Genomic DNA, 11,646 nt, shown 5'->3' on the forward strand with positions numbered 1-11,646 from the left:
GTTCGCTGGCGGCGCTCCCGAGCGGACCGTAGGCCGACGCGGGCGCGAGCGCGTTGAGCGCTTAGCGTCTTGGTTCAGCGCGAGTGCGAGTGAACGGACGGGCCGAGGATCCGAGGCGGCGCGCGAGCCGCGGATGCGCGCGCGTGCAGATGCGGCGCGTGCGCGGGAGCAAGCCCGCGCCGGTGCACGGCGCGCAGCGCACGGTTGCGCGGAACGCGTTGGAAGACTGCGACGATGACGGAGGCGAGACACCGGTGCGCCGCCGTCGCCACCGCGTGCAGCAGGCGGATCGCCAGCCTCGCCGCCGCGGATGCCGCTGCGACACACGCGAGCGCGAGCAGCGGCGAGCCGCCGACCAGGTCGACGAGATCGTCGACGCGGCCGCCGGCGGAGACGACGTCGAAGGCTTCCATTGCGATCACGCCGGCAGACGTCAGCGGCAGTATGGCGAGCGCGAGCGTCCGCCACGACACCGCGGCGCTCTTCGGCCGCCTCGGCGAGCGCATTCCAGATCAGCCGCAGGACGATCGTCAGCACGACGGCCGCGATCGCCGCGAGCGCGACGCCGCGCGAGCGGTGAGCGCGACGACGCCGGCGAGCACGAGGATCGTCGCGCGAAAGGCGCGATCGAGAGCGATCTGCATGACGGCACGCCAGCGTTGCACGGCGCCGGGCCGCACGCCTGCGGCCTTACGCGCATCTTAAGGTGCCCATTACCGCCTCATGAGGACGCGGGGAGGAACGGCACGAATCGGGCGGCGGTGATCACCGCGCTCGATCCCGACCTGCTGGCTCGCGTGCTCGCGCGTGCGCTGCGGCGCGGCGGCGACTTCGCCGACGTGTTCTACGAGTATCGCCTCGTGCAGGCGTTCCGCCTCGAGGACGGGCAGATCCGCTCCGCATCCTCGACGATCGTCCGCGGGACCGGCATCCGCGTCGTCGAAGGCGAGCGCTCCGGTTTCGCGCACAGCGACGACATCGAGGAGGACGCGCTGCTCCGCGCCGCCGACGCCGCGTCGCTGATCGTCCGCGACGGCCGGCGGCGCGACGCCGTCGTCGCGCTGGCGAGCGTCCAGGCGCCGCTTCTTTACGAGGAGCACGCCGATGATCCGGCGGACTCCGCGCGCTACGTGGATCTGCTCGCGCGCGCCGACGTCGCCGCCCGCGGCAGCGATCCGCGCGTCGCGTCGGTGAATGCGTTCGTCACCGACGAACTGCAGTATGTGCAGATCGCCGACAGCGACGGGCGCGTCGTCACCGACCGTCGTCCGCTCGTCGCGCTCGGCGTGCAGGTCGTCGCCAAAGACGGCACGCGGCGCGAGACGGGGTACGCGGCCGACGGCGGACGCACGAGCATCGCGATCTACGACGGCCGCACGCCGGAGTCGATCGCGCTCGAATCGGCGCGGATCGCGACGACGAAACTCGCGGCGGCCGATGCCCCGGCCGGCGAGATGCCGGTGGTGATCGGACCGGGCGGCGGCGGCGTGCTCCTGCACGAAGCGGTCGGCCACGGGCTCGAGGCCGATTTCAACCGCAAGGGGACGTCGCTCTACAGCGGCCGGATCGGCGAGCGCGTCGCGAGCGAACTGGTGACCGTGATCGACGACGGCGCGCTCGAGGGCGAACGCGGAACCGTCGCCGTCGACGACGAGGGAACTCCGGGGTCGCGCAAAGTCCTCGTCGAGAACGGCATCCTGCGCGGCTACATGCACGATCGCCTCAACGCGCGTCTGATGGGCGTCGCGTCGACGGGGAGCGGACGGCGCGAGTCGTTTCGCGTCCTCCCGCAGCCGCGCATGTGCAACACGTTCATGCTCGGCGGCAGCGCGACGCCGGAGGAGATCGTCGGCTCGATCGACCGCGGCCTCTACGCCGCGTCGTTCAGCGGCGGACAAGTGGAGATCAGCAAGGGCGATTTCGTGTTCATGATCGCCGAAGGCTATCTGATCGAAGGCGGCAAGATCACCGCGCCCGTGAGTGGTGCGACACTGATCGGCAACGGCCCCGACGCGCTCACGAAGGTGACGATGGTCGGCGGCGACGCCCGGCTGGCAAACCGCTCGTACACCTGCGGCAAAGGCGGACAGCGCGTTCCGGTCGGCGTGGGGATCCCGACCGTGAAGCTGGCGTCGTGCACCGTCGGCGGCAACGCTCGTGGCTGATCCGCGCGACGAAGCGCTCGCGATCGCCGAGTCGGCGGTGCGCGCGCTGCAGGCGGCCGGCGCGAGCGACGCCGAGGCGACGGTCTCGATCGTCGACGCGTTCAACTGCGAAGCGCGCGATCGCGCGCTGACGACACTCGAGCGCTCGCGCGGCCGCTCGATCGCCGTGCGCGCGTTCGCCGGGACGCGCCGCGCGACGTTCTCGAGCACCGATCTCGGCGACGCCGGCGTCGCGGAGCTCGCACGGCGCGCCGTCGCGGCGGCGGCGTTCGTCGGCGAAGACCCGCATGCCGGCCTCCCCGACGGTGCGCCGTCCGACGGCGTCTGCGATCACGATCTGTTCACCGTCGCCGACGACGTCGCGGCGCGCGGCGACGAAGAGAAGATCGAGGAGGCGATGCTGATGGAGCGGCTCGTTCGCGACGCCGATGCGCGCGTCGCCAACTCCGACGGCTCGCGCGTGCGCAGCGCGACTGCGTCGTGGGCGATCGCGAACTCGCGCGGGTTCCGCGGCGTCACGCAGGGGACGAGCGTCACGCGCTCGGCGTCGCCGGTGGTGCACGACGGCGAGGCGAAGCGGATCGGCCACTACGGGACCGCCGCGCGCGGCTGGGCGACGGCGGAGCCGGCCCAGGCGGTTGCACTGCACGCGGTGCATCGCGCCGTCGCGCTCGTCGGCGCGCGCAAGCCGCCGACGATGCGCGTCCCGGTGATCTTCGAGCGCGACGTCGCTGCGTCGGTCCTCGGCGACGTGTTCGCCGCGCTCAGCGCGGCGAACGTCGCGGTCGGCAACTCGTGGCTCGCCGACCGCGTCGGGGAGCGGATCGGGAGCGAACGCGTCACGATGGTCGACGACGGCCGCCTGCGCGGCGGTCTGGGAAGTTCGCCGTTCGACGCCGAGGGCGTTGCGACGCGCGAGACCGTTGCGTTCGAGCGCGGCGTGCTGCGCACGTATCTGAGCGACACGTACTGGGGACGGCGGCTCGGGATCGCGTCGACCGGCAACGCGGCGAACGGCGGTGTCGGGCCGAGCAATCTCTTCCTGATCCCCGGCACGGGGACGCTCGACGATCTCGTCGCGCAGACCGAACGCGGCATCCTGATCGTGGATACGATCGGCTTCGCGACCGAACACGCGAGCGGGATCTACAGCCGCGGCGCGCGCGGCATCTACATCGAAGACGGGGCGCCGCAGCATGCGGTCGACGAGTTCACGATCTCGTCGACGTTCCCCGAGATGCTCGCGGCGATCGACGCGGTCGCGGGCGACCTACGCTTCGACGGCACGATCGTCTCGCCGTCGTTCCGCGTCGCGGAGATGCAGATCAGCGGGACGTGATCACGCGACCGAGCGTGTCAGCGCGTACGTGCGGATGACGAGGTCTGGTACGTGTTGATGCGCCGCACCAGCGCAACGTGCTCGAAGCCGAAGACGTCGATCGGATCGCGTTTGCCGCGGACGATGTGCGCGCCGAGCGGCCGCACGACGTAGCGATCGGCGTCGCGCAGCGCGTTGACGACCTCCTGGGTGCCGACGACCGCGACGCTCATGCGCTTCGAAAGCCCTTCGACGCGTTTGGCGGTGTTGACGGTGTCGGAGACGACCGTCGTGTCGATGTGGCGCGCGTCGCCGACGGTTCCGAACGTCACCGGTCCGGTATGCAGGCCGATCCCGATCTGGATCGGCGGCCCGAGCCCGTCGCGGTTGAGTTCGCGCACGGCATCCTGCAGCGCGATCGCCGCGTCGATCGCGTCTTCGACGCGGCGCGGGAACAGCGCCATGTAGCCGTCTCCGAGATACTTGTCGACGCTGCCGCGATGATCGCGGATGACGCGGGCGGAGCGGGCGAAGAACTCGGCGATCAGCACGAACGCCTGTTCCGAGGTCAGCGTCTCGGTGAGCGAGGTCGAGTCGCGGATGTCGGCGAGCAGCACGGTCATCTGTTCGGTCGCACGGTCGCCCAGCGCGACGTCGGCGAGCGAAGCGCGGCCCAGGCGGTCGACGAGGGTGCGCGGGAGGAAGCGGCCCTTCGCCGCGCTTTCCCGTTCGAGCGCCGCCCACAACTGCGAAGGCCGGTCGCGCTTCGCCGCGATCACGGCATGCGCGTAGCGTGCGGCGCCTGCGCCTCCGAGCAGGACGACGACACCCGTCAGCACGCCCTCGACGTCCAACACGGCGGCGATGGTACCCAGGGCTGCGGCAGCCGCCGCTTCGATGGTCTCGCGCCGGCGCCGAAGCGCCGGACCGGTCGCCGCCGCGACGACGGCAAGGGTCCCCAGCGACCCTGCGATCGCTGCTGTGACCGAGGTCATGGTCCTAGCATGCAGAGAACGCGACCCGGCGTCGACGGTCGACCGCCCACTTCCTTGCCTGCTTGCACCCGAATCGGCGTGCTCATTTCATAGGACGTTCGCCGAAAGATACCGTACCGCCATCCTGATGGCCACCGCTCCTTCGATCGGCACCCAACTCGTCATGCGGCTCGAGACGCCGAATACGGCCGGGTCGTTCGGGACGCTTGCCTCCGCGATCGGCGATGCCGGCGGGATGGTCGGCGCCGTCGACACCCGGACCGTCGGCAAAACGACGATCGTCCGCGACGTCACGGTCACCGTCAACAGCGACGCGATCGCGAACGCGGTCCGGCAGGCGATCGAAAAAATCGACGGCGTCCGCGTCCTCAGCGTCTCCGACTCGACCTTCCTCGCCCATCTCGGCGGAAAGATCCGCACCGGGATCACCCGCCCGGTGAAGACGCGTCAGGATCTCTCGACCGTCTACACGCCGGGCGTAGCACGGGTCTCCAGCGCGATCGCGAACGATCCTGCGAAGGCCTACGCGCTGACGATCAAGCGCAACACGGTCTGTGTTCTCAGCGACGGCACGGCCGTCCTCGGCCTCGGCGACATCGGCCCCTACGGCGCCGCCCCGGTGATGGAAGGCAAGTGCATGCTGTTCAAGCAGTTTGCGGATATCGACGCCTTCCCCATCTGCCTGGACACGAAGAACGTCGATGAGATCGTGGAGACGGCCAGGCGCATCGCTCCGATCTTCGGCGGGATCAACCTCGAAGACATCAGCGCGCCGCGCTGCTTCGAAGTCGAACGCCGGCTGGTCGAAGAGCTCGACATCCCGGTGATGCACGACGACCAGCACGGGACCGCCGTCGTGATCCTCGCCGCGCTGATGAACGCCGCAGCCGTGGTCAACAAACGGATGGAAGATCTGACGATCGTCCTCACCGGGAGCGGCGCGGCCGGGACGGCGACGATCAAGATGCTGCTGGCCGCGGGCGTGCGCGACGTGATCGCCGTCGATCGCGGCGGCGCCCTCAATCGCGACGAGCACTACGACAACTCGCACTGGACGTGGCTGGCCGAGCACACGAACCGCCAGAACCGCCGCGGTTCGCTCAAGGACGTGCTGGTCGGCGCCGACGTGTTCATCGGCGTCAGCGCGCCGGGGATTCTGCAGCCGGAATGGATCGGCGGGATGGCGCGCGATCCGATCGTGTTCGCGATGGCGAATCCGACGCCGGAGGTGATGCCCGATCAAGCCGCCGGCTACGCGGCGGTGATCGCGACCGGCCGCAGCGACTTCCCGAACCAAGTGAACAACCTGCTGGCCTTCCCGGGGATCTTCCGCGGCGCGCTCGACGTGCGCGCGCGCAAGATCACCGAAGGGATGAAGCTGGCCGCCGCGCGCGCGATCGCGGGGATCGTCGGCGACGAGCGCAGCGCCGAGTACATCATCCCCAGCGTCTTCGATACGAGGGTGGTCGACGCGGTCGCGCAGGCGGTGACGCAGGCGGCGATCGACGACGGCGTCGCCCGGCGCGAACTGCTGATGCCGGACGACGAAGCGGCCGCGGAGCCGGTGAGGAGTTGATGTGGCCGAGCGGATCCTGATCATCGAGGACGATGCGGACGTCGCAACGTTCGAGAAAATGATCCTGGAGCGAGGAGGCTACGAAGTCCGCGTCGCCAGCACCGGATCCGCGGGGCTCGAAGCCGAGCCCGTGTTCAAGCCGTCGATCGTCCTGCTCGACGTCGAGCTTCCCGACATCTCGGGACTCGACGTCTGCACCTCGCTTGCGAACTCGTCCGACGCGTTCATTCTGATGGTGAGTTCGCACGCGAGGGAGAACGACGTCCTGCGGGGTCTCGGGCTCGGCGCCGACGACTACATCCGCAAGCCGTTCTCCGGCAACGAGCTCGTCGCGCGCGTGCAGTCGTTCCTGCGCCGGCGCGAGCGCTCGCGCCGGACCGATCAGGAAGGCCGCCTGCAGCTCGGCGGCGCGACGCTGGTCCGCGACTTCCACACCCTGGACGCCAACGGGAAGAGCGTGACGCTCACCGCGCTCGAATTTCGCCTGCTGTGGTATCTCGCAGAGAACGTCGGCAAGCTGCTCACGCGCGCGCAGATCCTCGAACGCGTGTGGAACGACGTCTCGGGCGTTCCGACGCGCGTCGTCGACGTGCACGTCGCTGCGCTGCGCAAGAAGCTCGGTGAGGTCGACGCGGCGCTCGCGATCTCGTCGGTGCGCGGCATCGGCTACCGGCTCGACGAGAAGTAGCACCGCGCCGGCCCGCAGCCTGCGCAGCCGCCGATGATCCCGGCGATCGCGCTCGACGCGCGCGATCCGCGCCCGCTCTACGTCCAGATCGCCGACGCGCTCGCGACGGCGATCGAACGCGGCGAGCTCGCGCCCGACGAACGGCTGCCGGCGATACGCACGCTCGCGCACGATCTCGACGTCGCGCTCGTCACCGTCTCGCAGGCGTACGAGACGCTGGCGGCGCGCGGGCGCGTCACCTCGCGCGCCGGTCGCGGGACCTTCGTGACGGCGCGCGGCCCGCACGACGACGCCCCGTTCGCGCGTACGTGGGAACCGTCGCTGGGACGCTTCGCGCGCGGGGAGCGGATGGAGGGCGTGATGGAGCGTCTCGCCGAGGCGCGCGTCCCCGGCGTGATCTCGCTCGCGAGCGCGCACCCCGCGCCCGAGACGTTTCCGATGGCGGAGTTCGCGCGCGCGATGCAGCGGACGTTCGCCGACGACAAGCCCGAACTGATGCAGTATCGCGCGTCGACCGGCGATCCCGACCTGTGCGCGACGCTCGCCGAGGGTCTCGCGGCACGCGGCTGCGACGCCGGCGCCGGCGAGATCATCGTCACCTCGGGCGCGCAGCAGGCCGCGGATCTGATCGCGAGCGTCCTGCTCACCGAACGCGCGGTCGTGGCGTCCGAATCGCCGACCTATCCGGGGACGCTGGGCGTCTTCGACGCGCGCGGCGTGTCGTACGTCGAGGTGCGCAGCGACGCGGACGGCGTGCGCATCGACGACGTCGAGCGCGTCTTCGCCGAGTACCGCCCGCGGCTGTTCTCGATCTGCCCGATCGCGGAGAATCCCACCGGAACCGTGCTCCCGGCGCGGCGCGGCCGCGCGATCGTCGAACTCGCGCGGCGCTACGACGTCGTCGTGCTCGAAGACCAGACCGGCTGGACGTTCGCCTACGACGCCGCCGCGCCGCCGCCGCTCGCCGCCTACGACCCGGAGGGTCGCGTCGTGATGATGGAGTCGCTCTCGAAGTCGATCTTCCCGGCGCTGCGCATCGGGTATCTGCGCGTGAAGGGAGCGCTGCGCGATTCGATCGAGGCGGCGAAGGTGCGGACCGATTCGTTCACCTCGACGCTGACGCAGCGCGCGCTCTGGCGCTATCTGCGCGCGCCCGCGTATCCGCGTCACCTCAAGTCGGCGCGCGGGCTCTACCGTCATCGCCGCGATCTGTTCGTCGAGGCGCTCGCGCTCGCGCTGCCCTGGGCCGAGGTCGCGCCGCCGCAGGCTGGGACGAACGTGTGGCTGCGGCTGCCGCAGCGCCTTTCGACGCAGGCCGCGTTCGAGCGCTGCGCACGCGAGGGCGTGCTGGTGATGCCGGCCGACCCGTTCTATCCGACGCGCACCGGACCGCCGGCCCTGCGCCTCTCCTTCGGCGACCTGCAGGACGACGCGCTGCGCGAAGCGGCGCAGCGGCTGGGCCGCGCGCTCGCCTAAGTCAGCATGACGAGGCGCAGGGCGGAACCGGTCGCATGCGGGCGGAACCTCGCGCGCCGTGACCTTTCCGCGTGCTCTCGCGTCGGCGCTCGCCCTGCTCGTGCTCGCGACGCCATGGACCGTCTCGGCCGCGAAGCGCCGCCCGGCGCCGAAAAGCACCGTCTCGTATGCGGCGCCGGCGGGCAACGTCCCGGCCGGCCATCTGCACGGCGCGACGTTTGATGCGGTGCTCCCCTCGGGGCGCATCGTCACGCCGGCCGGAACGAGCGTCCTCACCGGGATGAACGCGCTCGGCGTCGCGCTCACGCCCGACGGCCGGTTCGCGATCGTCACCTGCGACGACGAACGGGAGGGCAGCGTACACTCCCTCGTCGATGCGAACGCGGTCGGCGGCTATTCGCTCGCGGTCGTCGACGTTGCGACGATGCAGGTCGTGACCCGCTATCACGCCGCCGACGAACGGTATTGGGTCGGCGTCGCCGCGCTTCCCGATCCGCAGAATCCGGCTCGCACGCTCGTGCTCGCGTCGGGCGGTCCGGCCAACGTCGTGTACGCGTTCACCCTCGATGCGAACGGAAAGCTGGCGCCCGACGCCCGCCATGTCATCGCGATGCCGGCGCCGGTGGAGCCGGCGTTCGCCGACCAGGGACACAGCTTTCCCGGTACGCTCGTCCTCGCAAAAGACAATCGCCGCGCGTACGTGGTGAACGAAGCGGCGGAAACCGTCAGCGCGATCGACACGGCGACGCGGACGTTGAGCGGCCCGGCGGCGCGGGTCGGATTTTTCCCATTCGGTGCGGCGCTCGCCGGCGACCGTCTGATCGTGAGCAACGAAGGGCTGATGCGCTACGCGGTGATGCCGCAGACGGCACCGGTACCGCCGTTTCGCACCGTCGCCGGGGACGTGCAGCGCGCATCGTCGCTCTCGTTCGTCCCGCTCGCCGCGGGCGGCGATCTCTCGGCGCTCCCGCAATCCGCGCCCCCGTTCGCGAACGCCGCGCTGGCGATGGATCCCGCGCCCGACGGGATGCGCACCGTCGGCGGCGCGCATCCGACGTCGATCGTGACCACGCCCGACGGTGCCTACGCGTACGTCGCGATGACCAACGTCGATCGCATCGCGACGGTCGCGCTGAACGGGACGCCGCACGCGGTCGGCGGAACCGAACTCCGCCTGTTCGACCGCGGCCCGTACGGGACGCAGCCCGCGGCGCTCGCACTCTCCAAAGACGGGTCGCGTCTCTACGTCGCGCTCGCCGGGCTCAACGCGGTCGCCGTGATCGACGCCCGCGATCCCGTCCGCCTCCATCGTTTGGGGCTGATCCCTACCGGCTGGTATCCGACGGCGCTCGCGCTCTCGGCCGACGACCGCACGCTGTTCGTCGCGAACACCAAGGGCTACGGCCACGATCCGAACTTCACCGGCGACCCGCCGGCGGCGGATGCCAACGCGGTGTGGTCGACGCTGCAGAAGGTCGATTTGAGCGCCGTGCGACTCGGCAGCGCGACGCTGACGACGCTCGCGAACACGCGCCGCGTCGTGACCGCGCCGGTGACGTATCCGAAGGGGATCACGCACGTCGTCGTGATCCTCGAGGAGAACAAGACGTTCGACGCGATGCTCGGCGATCTCGGGCCGCCCTACGGCGATCCGTCGCTGGTCGCGTTCGGGCGCAGCGTGACGCCGAATCTGCACGCGCTCGCCGAGCGTTACGGCCTCGCCGTCAACATGTTCGCCGACGCCGAGGAATCCGACGCGGGGCATCAGTTCTTCGCGGGCGGGATGGCGACGCTGTACAGCGAGCGCACCCTGTTCGACAAGAACGGCCGCACGCCGCTGGTGAACAAGAACGAAGATCCCGAAGATTATCCCCGGCTGGGTTACGTCTTCAACGCGCTCGCGCGCAAGCGCGTCCCGTTCCGCGACTACGGCGATCTGATTCGCGTCAGCGGGTATGACGAGGGCGGCGCGGCCGATCCGAAGACCGACGATCCTGCGTTTGCGGGCGTCGATGACCGCGAGGCGCCGACGCAGGGGCTGGGCGGGCTCTACGCGCTCGACGTTCCGGCGCCGGCGGTCCTCGCCGACAACGTCGATCCGAACTATCCCGGCTGGAACCTGCGCATCCGCGACGAGCGGCGCGCGCGCGAGTTCATCCGCGACTACGGCGCGCTGGCCGCGCGCGGGCGCGAGCCGCGCTACACGTACATCTGGCTCCCCGCCGATCACGGCGGCTTCGGCCGCAACATCCCGCCGCTTCCCGAGGAAGTCGCCGACGGCGACCGCGCGCTCGGAACGATCGTGGATTACCTCTCGCACCGGCCGTCGTGGAAGCACACCGCGCTCTTCGTAGCGCCCGACGACGGACAGTCATCGCGCGATCACATCGACGTCTACCGCACCTACACGATCGTCGCCGGACCGTTCGTGAAGCGGCACTACACGAGCACGCGCCATCTTTCGACCGTCAGCATCCTCAAGACGAGCGAACAGCTCTTGGGCCTCGGCCGGCTCGCGCTGGGCGATCTGCTCGCGACCGATATGAGCGATTTCTTCACCGCGCGCGGCGGCGACGCGGCGCCGTACGCCGCGATTCCGGTGCCGGCCCAAACCGCGAGCGCAGAGGGCACGCGCATCGCCGCGCTGCTTGCGCGCACCGACCAGACGCGTCCCGACGCTGACAGCGCTCGCGGCGCGCGGATCGTCACGCTCTCGCGCGAAGCCGACGCCCTGGCGGCGCGGCGGGCAGCGCTTCCGGCGGCGCGCTACCGGGCGGAACAAGACGCACTCTACGACGCCGCGCTCGCCGTCCTGCGCTGAAGGCGCGTGGCGAGATCAGCCGTGTCGCGGAACGATCGACGCGACCGCGATGACGGCATCCGGGAACGCGGCGAGCGCCACGCGTTCGGTCCTTGAAACGGTGCATACCGACGCGTACGCGCCGTCGCGCGGCTGCGTGCAGACCGTGACGGTTCCGCGCGTGACGTCGACGATCCAATATTTGGGTATGCCGGCGTCGGCATACGCGCGCAGCTTCTCGCCGCGATCGTAGGACCGCGTCGCAAACGACACTTTGACGACGGCGATGATGTCGGCTGCTTCCAGATGCGCGTGCGCGTACCGCTCGTCCGGCCCGCGGGCGATCACGATATCGGGTTGCGGTATCGAGAGGGCGCTCAACCGGGCCGAGTTCTGCGCGGTGATCGTCACATCGGCGCCGAGCGCCTCGATCAGGATCCGGACGAGCCGCGTGACGGCAACCGTGTTCCGGGCTCGGAGGCGGCATCGTGCGCAGCCGGCCGTTCAGCAGTTCGATGCGTTCTTCAGGGCCGAAAATCCCCGCGCCCGCCATCCGTTCGAATTCTTCCGAAGAATCGGTCGCTGGAAGGGGACCTCGATCGCGCTCTCCATATCACGCACGGCAGCG

At 70.4% G+C, this 11,646-nt stretch carries 8 protein-coding genes and 1 pseudogene; 6 read left to right on the forward strand and 3 right to left on the reverse strand.

Translation table 11 applies throughout. The features are described 5' to 3' along the window. Window positions 1-74: 74 nt before the first annotated feature. Window positions 75-473: a hypothetical protein gene (locus WPS_RS04475; protein ID WP_317996652.1), complete on the reverse strand. Its 399-nt coding sequence runs from the start codon at window positions 471-473 to the stop codon at window positions 75-77. A 288-nt stretch (window positions 474-761) separates the two neighbouring features. On the opposite strand from WPS_RS04475, the gene WPS_RS04480 reads away from it, so the two are divergent. Then, window positions 762-2,165, forward strand: coding sequence for a TldD/PmbA family protein (locus WPS_RS04480; protein WP_405054928.1), 1,404 nt, complete (start codon window positions 762-764; stop codon window positions 2,163-2,165). Next, window positions 2,158-3,504 carry a TldD/PmbA family protein gene (locus tag WPS_RS04485; RefSeq protein ID WP_317996654.1) on the forward strand — a complete coding sequence of 449 codons (1,347 nt, stop codon included), beginning with the start codon at window positions 2,158-2,160 and terminating at the stop codon, window positions 3,502-3,504. The genes WPS_RS04480 and WPS_RS04485 overlap by 8 nt, the downstream gene beginning before the upstream one ends. A gap of 17 nt (window positions 3,505-3,521) precedes the next feature. Here the strand turns inward: WPS_RS04485 and WPS_RS04490 are convergent, their stop codons facing one another. After that, window positions 3,522-4,478: an adenylate/guanylate cyclase domain-containing protein gene (locus WPS_RS04490; RefSeq protein WP_317996655.1), complete on the reverse strand. Its 957-nt coding sequence runs from the start codon at window positions 4,476-4,478 to the stop codon at window positions 3,522-3,524. A gap of 127 nt (window positions 4,479-4,605) precedes the next feature. Here WPS_RS04490 and WPS_RS04495 point away from each other — a divergent pair, with 127 nt between their 5' ends. The 4 genes from WPS_RS04495 to WPS_RS04510 are packed head-to-tail and all read left to right on the forward strand — an operon-like array spanning window position 4,606 to window position 11,039. Beyond that, on the forward strand, window positions 4,606-6,054 hold the full coding sequence (locus WPS_RS04495; protein ID WP_405054929.1) for an NAD-dependent malic enzyme: 1,449 nt from the start codon (window positions 4,606-4,608) through the stop codon (window positions 6,052-6,054). 1 nt (window position 6,055) lies between these two features. After that, a complete protein-coding gene (locus tag WPS_RS04500; protein WP_317996657.1) occupies window positions 6,056-6,742 on the forward strand; it encodes a response regulator transcription factor in 687 nt (228 codons plus the stop codon). Window positions 6,743-6,775: 33 nt separating this feature from the next. Further along, window positions 6,776-8,218: an aminotransferase-like domain-containing protein gene (locus WPS_RS04505; protein WP_317996658.1), complete on the forward strand. Its 1,443-nt coding sequence runs from the start codon at window positions 6,776-6,778 to the stop codon at window positions 8,216-8,218. Window positions 8,219-8,276: 58 nt separating this feature from the next. Beyond that, window positions 8,277-11,039, forward strand: coding sequence for a bifunctional YncE family protein/alkaline phosphatase family protein (locus WPS_RS04510; protein WP_317996659.1), 2,763 nt, complete (start codon window positions 8,277-8,279; stop codon window positions 11,037-11,039). Between the two features lie 15 nt (window positions 11,040-11,054). Here WPS_RS04510 and WPS_RS04515 read toward each other — a convergent pair. After that, window positions 11,055-11,465, reverse strand: a pseudogene (locus WPS_RS04515) (Uma2 family endonuclease); the annotation flags it as partial. Window positions 11,466-11,646 lie beyond the last annotated feature (181 nt).

The organism is Vulcanimicrobium alpinum, from assembly GCF_027923555.1.
Lineage (GTDB): Bacteria > Vulcanimicrobiota > Vulcanimicrobiia > Vulcanimicrobiales > Vulcanimicrobiaceae > Vulcanimicrobium > Vulcanimicrobium alpinum.

What these genes read in the sequence shown, in the direction of transcription:
- WPS_RS04490 (WP_317996655.1), bottom strand. Translation starts at nt 4,478, where the DNA reads ATGACCTCGGTCACAGCAGCGATCGCAGGGTCGCTGGGGACCCTTGCC.
- WPS_RS04495 (WP_405054929.1), top strand. Translation starts at nt 4,606, where the DNA reads ATGGCCACCGCTCCTTCGATCGGCACCCAACTCGTCATGCGGCTCGAG.
- WPS_RS04505 (WP_317996658.1), top strand. Translation starts at nt 6,776, where the DNA reads ATGATCCCGGCGATCGCGCTCGACGCGCGCGATCCGCGCCCGCTCTAC.